The organism is Marinomonas phycocola (assembly GCF_047525455.1).
In the GTDB taxonomy this organism is placed as follows: Bacteria; Pseudomonadota; Gammaproteobacteria; order Pseudomonadales; family Marinomonadaceae; genus Marinomonas.
The window spans coordinates 16,036-32,480 of the sequence record NZ_JBLIXL010000023.1; the positions used below are offsets into that span (position 1 = coordinate 16,036).

Annotated in this window: 15 protein-coding genes; 6 read left to right on the forward strand and 9 right to left on the reverse strand. The window is 39.1% G+C overall.

Going from position 1 to position 16,445, the window contains the following annotated elements; genetic code table 11:
* The first annotated feature begins 41 nt into the window (after window positions 1-41).
* Together serB and ACMUMJ_RS14135 are read left to right on the forward strand one after the other, a co-directional pair.
* A complete protein-coding gene (gene serB, locus ACMUMJ_RS14130; protein WP_414679497.1) occupies window positions 42-962 on the forward strand; it encodes a phosphoserine phosphatase SerB in 921 nt (306 codons plus the stop codon).
* Between the two features lie 19 nt (window positions 963-981).
* Window positions 982-1,896: a LysR family transcriptional regulator gene (locus ACMUMJ_RS14135; RefSeq protein WP_414679498.1), complete on the forward strand. Its 915-nt coding sequence runs from the start codon at window positions 982-984 to the stop codon at window positions 1,894-1,896.
* A gap of 41 nt (window positions 1,897-1,937) precedes the next feature.
* Here the strand turns inward: ACMUMJ_RS14135 and ACMUMJ_RS14140 are convergent, their stop codons facing one another.
* Genes ACMUMJ_RS14140 through moaA form a run of 4 tightly spaced genes read right to left on the reverse strand, consistent with a single transcriptional unit; the run spans window position 1,938 to window position 5,227 of the window.
* Window positions 1,938-2,369 (reverse strand): HepT-like ribonuclease domain-containing protein, encoded by a 432-nt coding sequence (locus tag ACMUMJ_RS14140; RefSeq protein ID WP_414679499.1) that lies wholly within the window; start codon window positions 2,367-2,369, stop codon window positions 1,938-1,940.
* A 53-nt stretch (window positions 2,370-2,422) separates the two neighbouring features.
* The gene (locus ACMUMJ_RS14145; RefSeq protein WP_414679500.1) at window positions 2,423-3,628 is read right to left on the reverse strand and encodes a molybdopterin molybdotransferase MoeA; all 1,206 of its coding nucleotides are present in this window, start codon (window positions 3,626-3,628) and stop codon (window positions 2,423-2,425) included.
* 23 nt (window positions 3,629-3,651) lie between these two features.
* Entirely contained in the window at window positions 3,652-4,188 is a 537-nt protein-coding gene (moaB, locus tag ACMUMJ_RS14150; RefSeq protein WP_414679501.1) for a molybdenum cofactor biosynthesis protein B, read from the reverse strand.
* A gap of 13 nt (window positions 4,189-4,201) precedes the next feature.
* On the reverse strand, window positions 4,202-5,227 hold the full coding sequence (gene moaA / locus ACMUMJ_RS14155) for a GTP 3',8-cyclase MoaA (RefSeq protein ID WP_414679502.1): 1,026 nt from the start codon (window positions 5,225-5,227) through the stop codon (window positions 4,202-4,204).
* A gap of 161 nt (window positions 5,228-5,388) precedes the next feature.
* On the opposite strand from moaA, the gene ACMUMJ_RS14160 reads away from it, so the two are divergent.
* On the forward strand, window positions 5,389-6,249 hold the full coding sequence (locus ACMUMJ_RS14160; protein ID WP_414679503.1) for an acyl-CoA thioesterase domain-containing protein: 861 nt from the start codon (window positions 5,389-5,391) through the stop codon (window positions 6,247-6,249).
* 22 nt (window positions 6,250-6,271) lie between these two features.
* On the opposite strand, the gene queG is transcribed toward ACMUMJ_RS14160, so the two are convergent.
* Both queG and ACMUMJ_RS14170 read right to left on the reverse strand, forming a co-directional pair.
* Window positions 6,272-7,369, reverse strand: coding sequence for a tRNA epoxyqueuosine(34) reductase QueG (gene queG, locus ACMUMJ_RS14165; RefSeq protein WP_414679504.1), 1,098 nt, complete (start codon window positions 7,367-7,369; stop codon window positions 6,272-6,274).
* A gap of 95 nt (window positions 7,370-7,464) precedes the next feature.
* Complete coding sequence (locus ACMUMJ_RS14170; protein ID WP_414679505.1) at window positions 7,465-7,749, reverse strand: hypothetical protein; 285 nt, start codon at window positions 7,747-7,749, stop codon at window positions 7,465-7,467.
* Window positions 7,750-8,150: 401 nt separating this feature from the next.
* Here ACMUMJ_RS14170 and ACMUMJ_RS14175 point away from each other — a divergent pair, with 401 nt between their 5' ends.
* Together ACMUMJ_RS14175 and ilvN are read left to right on the forward strand one after the other, a co-directional pair.
* Window positions 8,151-9,869 (forward strand): acetolactate synthase 3 large subunit, encoded by a 1,719-nt coding sequence (locus tag ACMUMJ_RS14175; RefSeq protein ID WP_414679528.1) that lies wholly within the window; start codon window positions 8,151-8,153, stop codon window positions 9,867-9,869.
* A gap of 1 nt (window position 9,870) precedes the next feature.
* On the forward strand, window positions 9,871-10,362 hold the full coding sequence (gene ilvN, locus ACMUMJ_RS14180) for an acetolactate synthase small subunit (RefSeq protein ID WP_414679506.1): 492 nt from the start codon (window positions 9,871-9,873) through the stop codon (window positions 10,360-10,362).
* 114 nt (window positions 10,363-10,476) lie between these two features.
* Here the strand turns inward: ilvN and ilvY are convergent, their stop codons facing one another.
* Together ilvY and ACMUMJ_RS14190 are read right to left on the reverse strand one after the other, a co-directional pair.
* Window positions 10,477-11,364 (reverse strand): HTH-type transcriptional activator IlvY, encoded by an 888-nt coding sequence (gene ilvY, locus ACMUMJ_RS14185; RefSeq protein WP_414679507.1) that lies wholly within the window; start codon window positions 11,362-11,364, stop codon window positions 10,477-10,479.
* Between the two features lie 170 nt (window positions 11,365-11,534).
* The gene (locus tag ACMUMJ_RS14190) at window positions 11,535-12,731 is read right to left on the reverse strand and encodes an amino acid aminotransferase (RefSeq protein WP_414679508.1); all 1,197 of its coding nucleotides are present in this window, start codon (window positions 12,729-12,731) and stop codon (window positions 11,535-11,537) included.
* A gap of 375 nt (window positions 12,732-13,106) precedes the next feature.
* Between ACMUMJ_RS14190 and ACMUMJ_RS14195 the strand changes: the two genes are divergently transcribed.
* A complete protein-coding gene (locus ACMUMJ_RS14195; protein WP_414679509.1) occupies window positions 13,107-15,089 on the forward strand; it encodes a putative bifunctional diguanylate cyclase/phosphodiesterase in 1,983 nt (660 codons plus the stop codon).
* A 94-nt stretch (window positions 15,090-15,183) separates the two neighbouring features.
* Here the strand turns inward: ACMUMJ_RS14195 and ACMUMJ_RS14200 are convergent, their stop codons facing one another.
* Entirely contained in the window at window positions 15,184-16,278 is a 1,095-nt protein-coding gene (locus ACMUMJ_RS14200) for a GGDEF domain-containing protein (protein WP_414679510.1), read from the reverse strand.
* Window positions 16,279-16,445: the final 167 nt, after the last annotated feature.

The window sequence follows — 16,445 nt, forward strand, 5'->3', positions numbered from 1 at the left end:
AAATTTGATATAGTGTGCTTAACTTGAATTAGGGAAGTCTTATGTCTGCTAGTATTACGTTAATTGGTTCTGTTACTCCGTCTTATCAAGAAAGCTTTGAAGCATGGCTGAATAAAGATAATTCAATTACAAATAAACAAAAGTTAACAAATAACTCGGATATTAATGTTGTTATTCGATATAATTTGAGAAATGCTTATTATGACACTAAAGCGTCGGAAATTAGAGCTCATTTATTATCCTTATCAGACAGTACAAAAATTGATCACGTATATCAATCTATTTCCATTGATATAACGTTACCTGGGGTGGCTGTTTTCGATATGGATTCCACCTTGATACAAGCAGAAGTCATGGACGAATTGGCTGTGGAGTTTGGTATCGGTGAGCAAATAGCGAGTATTACTGAGAGCGCGATGAGAGGTGAAATCGATTTTACCGAAAGCTTTGTTCAGCGTCTTGCGTTATTAGATGGTTTGAAAAGTGATGTCATGGATGGTGTCTATGATCGAATAACTCATATGGAAGGTGTTGGTACATTAATGAAAGTGTTAAATCATTTTCAGTGGCGTACCGCTATCCTATCGGGAGGCTTTACGTATTTTGCAGATCGTATTGCAGAGGTATATTCAATTTCTGAGGTTCATGCAAATGTTTTGGAAATCGAAGCAGGAAAATTAACAGGGAAGCATATAGGTCCGATTGTGGACGCAGTTCGGAAAAAGCAATTATTAGAAGAAATTGTGCTAGCTAGTGCAACACCATGGACGCAGACAATCGCTTGTGGTGACGGTGCAAACGATTTATTGATGTTAAATACCGCTTCAATGGGTGTGGCTTTGCATGCTAAGCCTTTGGTTAGGAAGGAAGCGCCTCAACCAATTAATGCGCTAGGTCTGGACGGTATTTTATATTTGCTTGGTATGAGTTCGTCAGAGATTCGAGCAATTGCTGACATTTAAACAATTAATTTAATGGAGTGTGTTCTTGCAGGAAATAAAGTTATCTGAGGTCGATTTGAATTTGTTGTATATTTTGCAAGTTTTGATCGAAGAGCTGAATGTGACCAAAGCAGCTCAACGCTTAAATGTGAGTCAACCTGCTGTAAGTAGATCATTATCTCGTCTTCGGGAGGTATTTGGTGACCCTCTTTTTGTGAGAACATCACATGGATTATCTCTTACTGCAAGAACAGAAAGTTTGGCCCCCTTTCTAACAGACACGCTTAAGGGGTTGGAAAACCTTATTCAGCCGCCAGAATTCACACCCTTAACTTCGAGTCGTCGATTTTCGTTGTCGACGACCGACTTTGGTGTGTTAACGGTTTTGCCTAAAATTTTAGATAATTTTCGACAGGCTGCGCCCAATGCGATTTTAGAAATTAAAAACTGGAATGAAGAAACGTCATTTGAACTTGATTCAAATGAAATCGATATTGCTGTTGCGGTTTTATCTAAAGAGCCACCAAACAGCATTCAATCGGTTAAGCTTGATACCGATGAAATGGTTTGTCTTGCGCGAGCGGATCATGATCATTTGGATGGCAGATTGACGCTTGAGTCTTATGTTAACTTGCATCATGCACAGGTAGTATTGGGTAAGAGAGAGTTTGCTGCCGTTGATCGAATACTTGCTAAACTGGGTCATCAGAGGCATATAGCTGTTCAGTTACCCAATTTTGTTCCTGCGGTTCGAGTTGTGGAGAGTAGTGACTTGTTATTAACGATCCCTAGGCTTTTTGCTTCGGATATTATTTCAATGCATTCTAATTTGGAGATCTATGATTTGCCATTTGAAACAAAAACATTTGATTATTCCATGATTTGGCATGAAAGGTATGAATATGACCCTGGGCACCAATGGTTAAGAGAAATTATACAAAAAGCATTTATTTAATTTTTAGCACAGTAATCAAATGTTTGAAATGGGGCTGTTAATTATCTCTCTCCTACATTTGATAGCTGTGTTATCCATTCTTTAGCCAGCACTTCAACTAGACTGTATCGTCTTAAATCCATTGCACTTTCTAAAAAAGAAAAGTTTTCATCTAGATAATCAAACAAAATTTGCTCTCTTAAATGAATTAGAGCTTTCATTTGTTCGCCCTGTTCAAATGTAATGTCTCTGTGCTCTAGCAATAGATCTAATACATCCTTTCTTGATGTTGCCTCTGTTTGGTAGTGATTAAGTAATACATACTTTGCCAGATCCAGCATGGAAGCAACTAGCAGTTGAAAGGAGTGTTCGATAACCATTTTTTCATCTTGGTTAATGGTGTTTTTTTTCTTTTGCTTCCTAAATTTGTCTAGTCGTTGAATCATAGAGTGTTGATGTTCTATCAATGACAATTCCCATTCTTTGTTTCTCATAAGGAGCTCTCTTGGTTACGTCTTAAATAATTATAGATTATTAAAAGTATAGTTTAGAAACTTGAGAATGGGTAAAAATCAAAGCGCTGATTCAAATCAATTGATGTGTTCGCAGGGATATGAAGATAACCATCACAAACACAAGAGGCAAAAAGAGCGCCTGAGCTTTGTTGTGGATGAGGTACCGCTTTATTTTCTTCCGTAAGGCTTGCTCTCAAAAACTCATCGCGACTGATTGTTTTTTGTCGAGAAAAATTTGGGTAAACTTTGAATTTCTTAGGATGTTTGATTACTTCTCCTGAGTAAGCGCAAATAGCGGTTCGAGCGAACCAGTGAAAAGTGACCAATGAAGAGCTGGGATTTCCCGGCAGCCCGATAAACGGTGTATCAAAAACATCACCAAATACTAATGGCTTACCTGGTTTTATCGCTACTTTCCATAGGCTCAGAGAGCCGTTTTTTTCTATAGCATTTTTTACGTGGTCTTCTTCTCCAACGGATACTCCTCCGCTTGATAGAATGAGATCGCAGTCCTCGGAAAGAGATTTTAAAGCGTTTTCAGTTTCTATTATATTATCGTTTACATGTAAGCAAGAATGGGCTGAATGGCCTAGTTTTTGAATTAAGCTAATGAGCATTGGGCCATTGCTGTTGTAAATTTTCCCCGCTTTGAGTATACGAGTCTCTACTGGGACAAGCTCATTACCAGTCGTTAACACGCCCACTTTTAGTTGCTTAAAACAAGTGACTTCGTAAACCCCTAGGCTGGCTAACATGCCAATGTGTTGGGGCTGAAGTCGTGTTCCTTTAGTTAGTATGCGTTGACCGATTTTAACGTCTTGACCTTTGAGTCTAACATTATTGCCTTTTTGTGCTGTGTGATTAAATACAATTCTCCCTTGTTGGTCGAACTCTGTATTTTCTTGCATGATGACCGTGTCAGCGCCTTCCGGTATGGTTGCACCTGTGAAAATGCGAGCGCATGTTTTTGGTTGAAGAGAGTGGGGTGCTATTCCTGCAGGGATGCGCTGGCTTATTGCAAGAGGTTTACCCTCTTCTAAATCTTGCACGCTTAGTGCGTATCCGTCCATGGCGCTGTTATCAGAAGGTGGGATGTTAATTTCAGCAATGATGTCTACCGCTAATATTCTATTGAGCGCATTATTTAATTCAGTAGGCTCTTGTCCTACAATGCAGGCGCTGGCCTCTTCTATTGCTATTAGTGCGTCTTTAAAAGGCATCATTGGGGTGTGTGACATGGTCTTACATTTTCCAAAATAATTTAACTTGATTCGTTAGCTTGATAAGGCCCTAGCAACATTTCGACGAAGTTGCATGGTCTACATGTTGCGTCTAATTGCTTGGCAAGAATTTTATTCCATGCGGTTTTACAAGCGCTGGTTGACCCTGGTAAACAAAAGATAAGTGTTCGGTTTGATAATCCCGCTACAGCGCGAGACTGAATGGTTGATGTGCCTATTTCTTCATAAGAGACCTGCCTAAACAACTCGCCAAAACCTTCAATGTTTTTATCAAATAGAGGAATCATTGCCTCAGGTGTGCTGTCTCTTGAGTAAAACCCTGTTCCGCCAGTAATTAATACGGCATGAACGTCTTTGTTTGCGATCCATTGAGAGACAACCGCACGCATGTCGTAGATGTCATCTCTGACCAATTCTCTCTTAATTAGTGTGTGTCCGGCTTCTGTAAGCATTGAAACAAGAGCGTCTCCTGACGTATCTTCAGCTAAGTTGCGAGTGTCTGAAACAGTTAATACGGCAATGTTAAGCTCTCTAAAGGGTGCACGTGTTTTCGTCATTTTATGATCCGTTCTAGCCACCGGTTGCGCTCATAAAACGCAGTATTTGTGGTTCTTCGTTTAAGTTAAAGTGGTGTTTTTCAGGTTTTAATGCAAGAGATTGAGTTATCGCTTCATCTAATGAAATTTCTTGAGCCTCTGGTGTTCGAAGGTAAGGTTTTAAATCCATCGAGTGCTCATTACCAAGGCAGAGAAGTAATCGACCTTCTGCGGTTAATCTAATTCGATTGCATGTAGCGCAAAAGTTATGGCTGTGAGGAGAAATAATTCCGACGTGGCCTTGGTAATTTTTTACATCAAAATAGGTTGATGGGCCACTGGTCTTTAACTCACTGGGAGTGAGTGTGAAATGATTTTCCAATATGGAAATAACTTCGTCGCTAGAGATATAGGCCTCCGCTCTGTCATGGTCCGTAATAACACCTAGTGGCATTTCTTCAATAAAGCTAATGTCCATATTACGCTCTAAGGCAAACCGAGCTAAATCAGCAACTTCATGGTCGTTGTGTTTTTTTAAAATGACGCTGTTGATTTTATTTCTCTTAAACTCGTATTGAGTCATTTCATCGATACCTTCAACGACTTGATGAAATTGATCCCTGCGTGTTATTCGCTCGAACAGTTCTGGTTCTAGTGTATCTAGACTGACGTTGATACGAGTTACTCCTACATCATATAACGACTTTGCCATCTTTTTTAACTGAGAACCATTTGTTGTTAGTGTTAATTCTTCTAATCCCGGAGTGTTGCTTATTTGCTCTAATGCCCAAAGAATATTTTTTCGAACCAGTGGTTCACCACCGGTAATGCGTATTCTTTTACTGCCTAGCTTAATAAAGGTCTGAGCAACATTGACGATCTCTTCCAGAGAAAGAATGTCCTTGCGAGGTAAAAAAGTGACATCTTCATCCATGCAATAGGTACAGCGAAAATCACAGCGGTCTGTAACGGATATGCGTACATAGTCAATATGGCGCCCAAATGGGTCGATAAGGTTTGCAGAGTTCAAAGAAGTTACCTCATGAAGAATATTGTCCATAAAAGCAAATTACCTATGAATATGCAAAAATGAATCCCTATATTTACATATTGGGTCAGTAAAAATGAATTCAACGTGCTCGGTGTTTTTAGATGTTGAGTTTTATGTTGTGAAAACTTAGTCTTACCAATGAAAGCTGTCTGTATTAACAAGGAATTCCTGTGAGCCAAATTGTAGAAGATCTTATAACATTATTGAAACTAGAACCCCTTGGAGAGGGCAAATTCTTAGGCAAGAGCCAAGATTTAGGTTTGCCCAAACTTTTTGGTGGTCAAGTTGTTGGTCAAGCGCTAAGTGCGGCTCACCAAACGGTAGAGAACAGAACCGCTCATTCTTTGCATTGTTATTTTTTACGCCCTGGTGATGCCCGTATGCCTGTTGAATATGCGGTTGAAACGGTAAGAGATGGTGGTAGCTTTAGTGTTAGGCACGTAAATGCGAGCCAAGCAGGTAAGGTGATTCTTTCTATGTCTGTGTCTTTCCATATCCAAGAAGAGGGGTTTGAACATTATGATGCCATGCCTAATGTACCTGGACCGGAGTGTTTTGAATCTGAGTGGAATCTGTATAAAAAACATTCGAATGAGCTTCCTGAAAAAATACGAGGGGTGTTTCTTGCTGAAAGACCGATTGAACGTAGAATTGTAGAGAATCAAAATCCATTTCGTCCGCGTCACGGTATTGCCAAGCGTCATGTATGGATTAAAAGTATCGCGCCTCTTCCAAATGATGAACTGATTAGTCAATCGATGTTAGCGTATGCGACGGATTATGGGTTTTTGGATACCGCACTTGTCCCTCATGGTCTTTCCATTGGGAATCCGTACTTAAACATTGCTAGCCTTGATCATTCCATTTGGTTTCATCGATCATTTCGTTTAGATGATTGGTTGCTCTATGTGGCTGACAGCCCGTCTGCTGGTAGTGCTAGAGGATTTGTAAGAGGGCAAATTTATAATCAAGATGGCGTCTTGGTTGCTTCTACAGTACAAGAAGGTTTATTGCGTTACAAAAAGACGTAGTTAGGGTGTGTTTACAAAGGCATTAAGCATTATTCTGATGCCTTTTTAGTGCCCATAAAACGTGTTCTGTCACGATGTTGGAGTCATGGTGTTGTCTTTGTTGTAGAGCGTTAATAATCGCATCGGATGTTTTTGCATTACCAAGAGCGATGGCGATGTTTCTGAGCCAATTGATGTAGCCAGTACGTCGAATTGGCGATCCTTCTGTTTTTCTCAAAAAAGATGCTTCATCCCATAAGAATAATTCCGTTAAATCGGCGCTATCGAGATTGTGTCTTGGTTGGAAGTCTTCTTCTTCGGTGTAATTTACGTATTTTGTCCAAGGGCAAACTAATTGACAATCATCGCAACCAAAAATGCGATTCCCCATTTTCGATCTTAACTCTTCTGGGATGATTCCATCGTATTCAATGGTAAGATACGAAATACACTTTCTAGCATCCAATACCCAAGGCTCAACGAATGCATTAGTAGGGCAAAGGTCTAAGCAAGCGGTGCAACTTCCACAGTGTTTGGTAAGTTGAGGGGGATCAATAGGAAGCGGAAGATTTGTGAAAATTTCTCCTAAGAGAAACCAGCTACCTGCTTTTGGTGTAAGTAATAGAGTGTTTTTACCTACCCATCCCATACCGGCTTCTTCTGCTACTTGTCTTTCAAGGATTGGCGCGCTATCAACAAAAGCTCTATAGCCATGGTCTCCTATGCGTTCTTGGATACGTTTTGCTAGTTGCGTAAGGCGTTTTCTCATGAGCTTGTGATAATCTCGCCCCAGAGCATAACGTGCGATATAGGCTTTATCGGATGTTTTTAAGCGTCTGACTGTTTCTACCGATTGTGGTAAATAATGCATTCTTAAAGAAATAACTCGTCGTGTCCCTGGATGCAGCAAATCCGCTTTAAAGCGCATGTCTCCATGATTTTCCAGGTACGACATGGTGCCTTGATAGCCCTTTTCAATCCATTGGTCGAAGTTCTCTTTGTGATGGCTGTGATCAATGCCTGTCACTTTCGCTTCGGCAAAACCAAACTCTTTTGCCCATTCTTTAATGTTTGATGTGAGTGCATCTAATGATTCTGGAGACACATTAAATGCGGTAGAGGTATCAGATTGAGAGGTCATAAAACATTACAAATAGGAAGGGAATGGGCAAACTCAGAAAGCAGTAAAAACTCGCCTAACAAATACAACATAAATAATTGTTAGGTGAGTCCGTATTAGTACAGCATCGAATCGCCTTTAACGACATCGATCAATGTTTTAATAAACATTTTATCGGCTTCTGTCATGTCTTCAGGGATTTTTAGTGTTGTTTGATTAGAGACTTCCATTGCAATGGTGTTAAACGCATCAGGATCATTGATGTGATCTTTTGCAATTCTAACCAATTCAGCTGAAATTTCTGGTTCCATTAACATTTTACGAAAGCAGCGTAAAAATTCATCAATAATACGTTGTTGGTTTAGTTCACTTACCATTTCTTTGACTCCTTTAGATGTCATTAAGCGTATCTCACCACGAAGGCTTCTTAAGAGCAATAGTTGAATGCATTGCAGATAAAAAATGTTGACAACCTAAAGGAAAGTTTGTGAAAATCAGTGCATATTTTCAACAAACACCCTTGTTGGATTCCTACTTTAGGCCAACAGCCTATCCTGAGAAAGCATGTCTTTCTTCATATACTACATAACGCCGACATTGATTCTCTGTTTGCGTTATTTCTCGCGAAAAGACGCGGGCAGTGTTGAACTGCAATTATTTTGTGTTATTTAATTAAATAATTACTAAGTGTCTGCATATCTTGTGCAAATTTGTCTAATCAACTTTTATCTGCTTAGCTGATGCGGTTACAATACGTGCATATAAAATGAGCATACAGATAAAATATAGAGGGTATCAAAAGGTGGAGTTATTATCCGGTGGTGAAATGATCGCCCGCTTTCTCAAAGATGAGGGAGTTGAATTTATATACGGTTACCCAGGTGGTGCAGCTTTGCATATTTACGATGCACTGCACCGTCAATCAGATGTACAGCATATTCTAGTACGACATGAACAAGCTGCTACACATATGGCTGATGGGTACGCCAGAGCAACAGGCAAGCCTGGTACGGTACTGGTTACCTCAGGCCCTGGGGCGACTAACACAATTACAGGTATTGCAACGGCCTATATGGATTCAATTCCAATGGTTGTTATTTGTGGTCAAGTTATGAGTTACTTGATTGGTGAGGATGCATTTCAAGAAACGGATATGATTGGTGTCTCTCGTCCAATAGTGAAGCACAGCTTTACTATTAAGCATCCGTCAGAAATACCTATGGTATTGAAAAAAGCGTATTACATTGCGTCTTCAGGTCGTCCAGGGCCTGTCGTCATTGATGTGCCAAAAGACATGACGATGCCAAATGATAAGTATGAATATTCTTATCCTCAGTCTGTCTCGCTTCGTTCTTATGCGCCACCAATAAAAGGTCATAGCGGTCAAATAAAGAAAGCGGTTGATCTTATTCTTGCGGCTAAACGCCCTATATTTTATGCGGGCGGTGGTGTCATTTTAGGTGGGGCATCTAATTTACTGGTCGAATTAGCCAAAAAGCTAAACTTCCCTGTTACCAACACGCTAATGGGCCTTGGTTCTTATCCTGCAACAGATAAGCAATTTGTAGGTATGTTAGGCATGCATGGTAGTTATGAAGCGAATATGACCATGCATCACAGTGATTTGATTGTGTGTATTGGCGCTCGTTTTGATGATCGTGTAACAAATGACCCTGATAAATTCTGCCCAGGCGCGAGAATTGTGCACATTGATATTGATCCTGCGTCAATTTCTAAAACAATTCGTGCTGATGTGCCGATTGTTGGACCTGTAGAGCAAGTGTTAACAGAAATGTTGTCTCTTGTTAATGAATCGGAAAAGAAAGCCGATACAGCAAGTCTATCAAATTGGTGGAAGCAAATTAATGAATGGCGTTTGGTTCACGGTGGTCGTTACGACACCAGCAGTGAAAAAATCAAACCTCAAGCAGCGGTTGAAGCATGCTGGAGAGCCACAAACGGAGATGCTTTTGTTGCATCCGACGTGGGTCAGCATCAAATGTTTACCGCGCAATATTATAAGTTTGATAAGCCGAACCGTTGGATTAACTCTGGTGGTCTAGGAACCATGGGCTTTGGTTTGCCCGCGGCGATGGGGGTGAAGCTGAATTTCCCTGAAAGCGATGTTGTCTGTGTAACAGGAGAAGGCAGTATTCAAATGAATATTCAAGAGCTTTCTACTTGCTTGCAATATGGCCTCCCTGTGAAAATATTATGCTTAAATAATGGTTATTTAGGTATGGTTCGTCAATGGCAAGACATGAACTACGAAGGTCGTTATTCAAACTCCTTTATGGATTCATTGCCTGACTTTGCTAAGTTGATGGAAGCTTATCGTCATAAGTACGTTGAAATTGTAACCAAAGACGAACTGGACGAGAAGATGGCTGAAGCTTTCGCGATGAAAGATCAACTTGTGTTTATTAATTGTTTTGTAGACCAAGAAGAGCATGTTTACCCAATGCAAGTTCCTCGTGGAGCTATGCGTGATATGTTCTTGAGCAAGACGGAGCGAACCTAATATGCGACATATAATCTCTGTTTTAATGGAAAATGAGCCGGGTGCTTTGTCTAGAGTAGTAGGTTTGTTTTCTCAGCGTAATTTTAATATTGAATCATTAAATGTTGCCACTACGGATGACCCTACGTTATCTCGTTTAACATTGACAACGTTTGGTTCGGATCAAGTTGTTGAGCAAATTACTAAGCAACTTAATAAACTTGTCGATGTTATTAAGTTAGTAGACTTAACTGAAGGGCAGCATATTGAGCGTGAACTAATGCTTGTGAAAGTCCGTGCAACGGGTGCTCAAAGAGCAGAAGTAAAACGCACTGTTGACATCTTTAGAGGAAGTATTGTTGATATGACGCCTTCCATATATACGGTTCAAATTGTGGGTGAGTCTGATAAATTGGATGGATTTCTAAGTGCTCTCGGTTCTGTTCATTTACTTGAAGTCGTTCGTACTGGTGTTTCTGGTGTTGCTCGCGGAGAGAAAGTGCTCAGTGTTTAATCGCGACCTAGCTGGTTTAGTATGCTGTTTACTTATGTATAATTGATGTTTAAAACCCATATTGATTTTAATTAATATGGGTTTTTTGTGTATTGTAATAAATATGTTTTATAGTCAACGCACTCCAATCTGTTTCCAAAATGCGTTAACAATAGGGTTATTCAAACTTTTCTTTAGCGTAAAAAAGCCAACATCAAAGGCGTCCAATTCCGGTTGTATGTCCAATATTGTAATCTTGCTGGCTAATGGGCTGTTATCTAAGACAATTTTAGGTACAATTCCAATTCCAAATCCAAGGGATACCATACTTACTATGGCTTCATTGCCGGATACTTGGGCGTAGATATTGGGTTTAATTCCTTTTTGTTTAAACCATTGATCTGAGCGCGAGCGAGCAAGCCCTTCTTCAGATAGGATCATTGGGATTTTATCCCACTGTAGATCCAACTTGTTAGACACACCTATTACATTGTTTGCCAATGCGTCATTCGGGGCGATAAACACCAAGGGGGAAATAGCAATACGCTTGAATACTAAGTTTGCAGGGACATTCGATGGCCTTGCAGCGATAGCGATGTCCTCGTGCTTTTCTAATACTCTAGACAATGCTGGCGCTGGATCTCCAGTGTGGAGTTTCATTTCTATTTTAGGGTGAAGTCCTCGAAACTGGCTTAAAATATCATACAAAAAGCTGTAACTTGCGGTAACGGAGCAATAGAGACTAATTTCACCTGTCAGTTGAGCATTTTGATCATCAAGAGATCGTTTGAACACTTGCCAATGAGCAAGACTTTCTCTGCAATAACTTTGAAAAACTTGACCTTCCCTAGTTAAAGAAACCGATCGATTATCTCTCGTTAAGAGACAGTAACCTAAATCTTCTTCGAGCTGTTTTATGTGTCTACTGAGAGTGGAAGGGCTAATGTGGAATGCATCACTTGTACGGCTGAAGTGCAATGATTCAGAAAGGTGGAGAAATATTTTGAATGTCTTAATGTCCATAAGCAAGAAAGGTTTGGTTTCATTTAATGAAGAGATGAGTCTATAAGTATTTCATAAATAACAATACTACTTTTTATTAAGATCTTGAATGCAAGAGTACAAAAAAGCACCAAATTACATTAATAACTTGGTGCTTTCAAAAATACAGAAAACCTATTTGATGTGTTTTTTTATCCTACAACACAAGTAATCGCATCGCATACATAATCAATGTTATTGTCAGTAATGCCTGCAACGTTCATGCGGCCTGTATCTGCAATATAAATGGAATAGTCACTTCTTAGCTTTCTGACTTGTTCCAAAGTAAGTCCTGAATATGAGAACATGCCTCGTTGGTTACGTATAAAGCTAAAATCTTTGGATACGCCTGATGCTGCTAATTTTACGACTAACTTTTCACGTAGACCATTAATGCGATCTCGCATTGCGTTAACTTCATCAATCCATTCTGCTTTTAGTTCAGGATGGTTCATAATGGTATACACAACAGCAGCGCCATGAGCTGGTGGCATTGAGTAATTGGCACGAATGGCTAGGCCAATGATAGAGTAAGCATTACTTGCTTCTTCCGTTGTCTCTGCAATTACTGTTAAACCACCGCAACGCTCACGGTAAATACCAAAGTTTTTTGAGAATGAATTACAGATAAGCATATTAGGTATCTGTGACGCCATATGACGAAGCCCTGCCATGTCTTCATCTAGTCCATCACCGAACCCTTGGTAAGCGGCATCGACTAAAGGTAATAGACTACGCTCTGCAACAAAAGCAGTAACGATTTTCCATTGCTCAAAAGACAGATCAATACCTGTAGGGTTATGGCAGCAAGCGTGTAATAAAATTGTATCACCAGCTTTGGCGTTTTCTTTTAATGACGACATCATATCGTCGAAGCGAACACCATTTGTTTTCGCATCATAGTATGGGTATGTTTCAATACTCAAACCTGCACTGCGAAAAATAGGTAAATGGTTTCCCCAAGTTGGGTCACTCACCCATATACGGGTATCAGGTAAACTAGAACTGATAAAATCAGCCGCGACTTTTAATGCGCCTGTCCCACCTGGAGTTTGTGCTGAAAATATGCGCTTTTCGTCAATAATAGAACTATTTTCGCCCAAAAGGAGTTCTTGAATAACCGGTGTGAACTCAGGCGCGCCATTGATTCCTAAGTAGCTTTTGGAATGTTCTTGATCTAATAAAATAGCTTCTGCTTTTTTTACGCTGTTTAATACAGGTGTATTTCCTTGATCATCTTTGTAAACTCCAACACCTAAATCTACCTTATTGGGATTGGGATCATTTTTGTGAGCAGTGATTAAGGCCAGTAACGGGTCACCAGGGACGGCACTAAGATGTTTAAACATAATAAAAACAAGTCCTAAAATAGAGCGATAAGCAAAGACGCTTAATGACTATGTTGAATACTTTCTTGGAAGCGTCGTTAGGTACGACATAGAAAACAAAGTATTCACAATTCTCATTAAAAGTCTGAGAAGTTCTTCATGCATAACGAAGAAAATAAAATTTTCAACAGTTGTTTCAAATGCAACTATCGATCTTTTTATTTTGCTCTTTTTTACACGAAATACAATGCTCAATATTAGAAAATTAGGACTTTTCTCTAATATTGGCAGCAGGGCTTTTTGGAGATGACAAAACCACACATTTTTTAATTGGTAATTTTGCTTTGAATAAATAAAAATTAGATGCTGATTACTTATGTTCAGTAAGGAAGGTTAATGGAACGAAAAACACAGCAATTTTACATAGAGTCGAGTTTGCTAAAACTTGCGTATAAAAATAATTTATACAGCATTTTAGTGAATTTCACTGCATTATTGAGTGTTTACTACCAAATAGCGTCGTTAAATATTCCTTATATAGACTCATGGTTCTACTGCACTGTTTTCTTCATGCTCGGTCGTTTGTATGTAGATATTTTGTATAGAAAACAGAATGTTTCTGATGACCATCTTACTGATCCTCAGTCGTTGAGTGTATGGACTAAATACTATGTACTTGGTGTTGCTCTTGGAGGGATTTCTTGGGCCATTATTGCTGTCATTGCATTACCCAATTTAGGTACAGAAGGGCGATTTTTAGTTACCGTTATTGCCAGCGCTTTGGCTGGTGGTGCAACAGGAGTGTTAGCCCCGAGTAAAATTATAGGTAAGGTGTTTATTGTACTAACATTGTTGCCAACCAGTATCACATTAATTTTTATTACTCCTTCGTTGCCATTATTAGGTTTTTTAGGTGCTTTCTTTTGTATTGTCATGTTAGTTGGGCATCATAATCATCATCGTCAAATTGTTAATAACATTGAGTTGACATTTAAAAACGATGATTTGGTTGAAAATTTAAAAGAGCAAAATAATCAAATACTTGATCTAAACCATCGTTTAGAAAATCGAGTGAGAGAAAGAACGGCTGATTTAGAGAAAATGGCATTAACGGATCGTCTGACACAACTGAATAATAGGGAAGGTTTTTTAGACCGTTGCGGCCAACTTGCAGAAAAGTCCCGATCTTTAAAGTTTTATTTTTTTGATTTGGATCGATTTAAACAAATCAATGACAGCAAAGGCCATGAAGTCGGCGATTTAGTGTTGCAGCACATCAGCAGCTTATTAATAGATATTCTACCTAAACACACAGTTGTTGGACGTTGGGGGGGCGATGAATTTGTTATTTGCTCAATTGATGATCTTGAGTCGTTAGGTGTACTAGCAAGCTTGTATAAGTCTTTTTCTGAGTCGATATACATTCGTAATAAGCGCATAGAAATTCGCATGACCATCGGTGTGACTCATTACCCAGAAGACGTAAGCAATATCGAAGAGGCCATTCATTTCGCTGATTTAGCGGCAACGCATTTGAAACGTAAAGGAGAGCGAGGTGGTATATTGCGTTTCAATCACGAATTAGCTCGTACAAGTGAGCTAGCCTCTGGTGTCATTAATGTACTGCATGAAAAGAAATACGGTCGGTATTTCCATTTAGAATATCAGGCGATTGTGAATGAGTATGGTGCGATTTCTGCAGTTGAGGCGCTTGTACGATTAGATCACCCTTTGTTAGGAAAGGTACCTCCTGATGAATTTATTTCTGTTGTTGAAAATACAGGGCATATAATGGACTTTGGTAAATGGGTGTTGGAAACTGCATTAACCTACATAAAGGAGTTACGTCGATTAAACCCTGCATTGTCTATTTCAGTAAATGTGTCACCTATACAGTTGAAAGAAGAGAACTTCCACCACTCAGTGCAGTCGCTTTTAAGCAAGCATGACTTGCCTGCCAGTGTATTATCATTAGAGATTACCGAGTCTTTTTTAGAAGACATTAATTTAGAGAATATAATCTATCAAATTGAAGCACTGCAACGCATAGGTGTAAATATTCACATCGATGACTTCGGCACAGGCTATTCATCGCTGACTCGTTTAAGAACACTGCCAGCAAGTACATTAAAGATTGACCGCAGCTTTGTTATTGATATGGGCTTACAAGGAGATGGTTTGATCAGAAGTATTATGAGTATTGCTGAGCAGTTTAATCTCGATATCATTGTTGAAGGTGTTGAAACGGAGCAACAGTTTGATCATTTAAAAGCGCTTGGGTGCAGAAAGTTTCAAGGTTTTTACTTCTCAAGACCAATAAAAGATAAAGAAGTTGAAAAAATGTGTCTGAGTTCGCTGCCAATAAAAATACACATATAGGCACTTTATTGATTATTTTCTATCTCTTTCTAGGGTGGGTTGAGGCATGAATACGACATAACATAACGACGGCCAATTACTCCTAAACTCAGAACTAATCAGAAACAATGCAATTCCTACCATTACTTTTTGCTTTGTATAAATGCTTATCTGCTCTGTTTATGGCGTTATCTATTGACTCTTGGTAATTAAAGCGTGCAATACCGAAGCTGAGTGTTACATGAAATGGATTATCTAAATCGCCAAAACGTACTTTTTCAATGCGTTTCCTAAAACGTTCGACTTCAGGGTGAATGATATCGAATAGCGTCGATGGAATGAAAATTAAAAACTCTTCTCCTCCCCATCGGCTGATGTGAGCATCTTTTCCCCAATTTTCTTTGAATATGTTGGATAATTCAATAAGTACCGCATCACCAATGTTATGGCCGTATTTATCGTTTACCTTCTTAAAAAAATCCACATCGCAAATAATAAGTGCGTTATCAAAAACCTGTTTATCATTGCTGCTCTCCTTATTAATAACTTCAAGCATCCCTCGACGATTTAGTAGCGTGGTTAGAGGGTCTGTCTTAGATGCTACTTGTAACTCTTCACTTAGGTTACGCAGCATGCTAATTGATTTCATACGTGAGTATTCATAAACAGCGGATAAGAACCCCAGCACTAAAAAGGAATAAACGATTCTTTTCTTAAGCTCTTGAGACCAGTTATAAGTGGCACCGAGCTCAGAAGGAAATAAGAAAATAAGCAGTAAAACGCAAAGGAACAATACAATTTCAATCATGCCTCGCTTTAGCCCATGTAAAAACATGGCAACAGGAGGGATACAGTAAATCCATACAAAACCTGTTTGATTGACTCCTCCACTAAAGACTAAAAAAAGCATCAATATAAAAAGAGGGTATAGAATAACATTCGAAGACACCTCGTAATTTAAAGTGAACCTCAAATAGACATGATTAAGTGTATAAAGTGATGAAATGAATAAGGTTGAAGAGGCCACCCATACATCTTGATTTACGATGGCGATTAAACCCAATGGAAGAGTGAATAAGACACCAACAAAGCAGAATAAGTTAATGAGTAAAACTTTTCTTGACTGCTCAGATAAGTCGTCACCTGACAAACCGCAAAATGCGTAATTATGTACAATCGCTTTGAAGTAGTGGGTGAGGACCTTGAGCATTATTACCTTCTACTTGAGCATTATTACCTTCTATATTAAAGCTGAAAGCTTATATTTTTGACCATAAACTGTACCAGTTGATCAAAATAAATACAATTTTAAAGTTGTAAGCAGTGTTACTGGATGTATTTTTCTGTATAGCGCTTGTGCGAAATACCATTCTTTCT

Bases quoted from the DNA above. Each gene is read 5' to 3' on its own strand.
- serB (WP_414679497.1), top strand. From the start codon at position 42: ATGTCTGCTAGTATTACGTTAATTGGTTCTGTTACTCCGTCTTATCAA.
- ACMUMJ_RS14190 (WP_414679508.1), bottom strand. From the start codon at position 12,731: ATGTTTAAACATCTTAGTGCCGTCCCTGGTGACCCGTTACTGGCCTTA.
- ilvN (WP_414679506.1), top strand. From the start codon at position 9,871: ATGCGACATATAATCTCTGTTTTAATGGAAAATGAGCCGGGTGCTTTG.
- moaA (WP_414679502.1), bottom strand. From the start codon at position 5,227: ATGGACAATATTCTTCATGAGGTAACTTCTTTGAACTCTGCAAACCTT.
- ACMUMJ_RS14145 (WP_414679500.1), bottom strand. From the start codon at position 3,628: ATGTCACACACCCCAATGATGCCTTTTAAAGACGCACTAATAGCAATA.
- moaB (WP_414679501.1), bottom strand. From the start codon at position 4,188: ATGACGAAAACACGTGCACCCTTTAGAGAGCTTAACATTGCCGTATTA.
- ACMUMJ_RS14200 (WP_414679510.1), bottom strand. From the start codon at position 16,278: ATGCTCAAGGTCCTCACCCACTACTTCAAAGCGATTGTACATAATTAC.
- ACMUMJ_RS14195 (WP_414679509.1), top strand. From the start codon at position 13,107: ATGGAACGAAAAACACAGCAATTTTACATAGAGTCGAGTTTGCTAAAA.
- ACMUMJ_RS14140 (WP_414679499.1), bottom strand. From the start codon at position 2,369: ATGAGAAACAAAGAATGGGAATTGTCATTGATAGAACATCAACACTCT.
- ilvY (WP_414679507.1), bottom strand. From the start codon at position 11,364: ATGGACATTAAGACATTCAAAATATTTCTCCACCTTTCTGAATCATTG.
- queG (WP_414679504.1), bottom strand. From the start codon at position 7,369: ATGACCTCTCAATCTGATACCTCTACCGCATTTAATGTGTCTCCAGAA.
- ACMUMJ_RS14170 (WP_414679505.1), bottom strand. From the start codon at position 7,749: ATGACATCTAAAGGAGTCAAAGAAATGGTAAGTGAACTAAACCAACAA.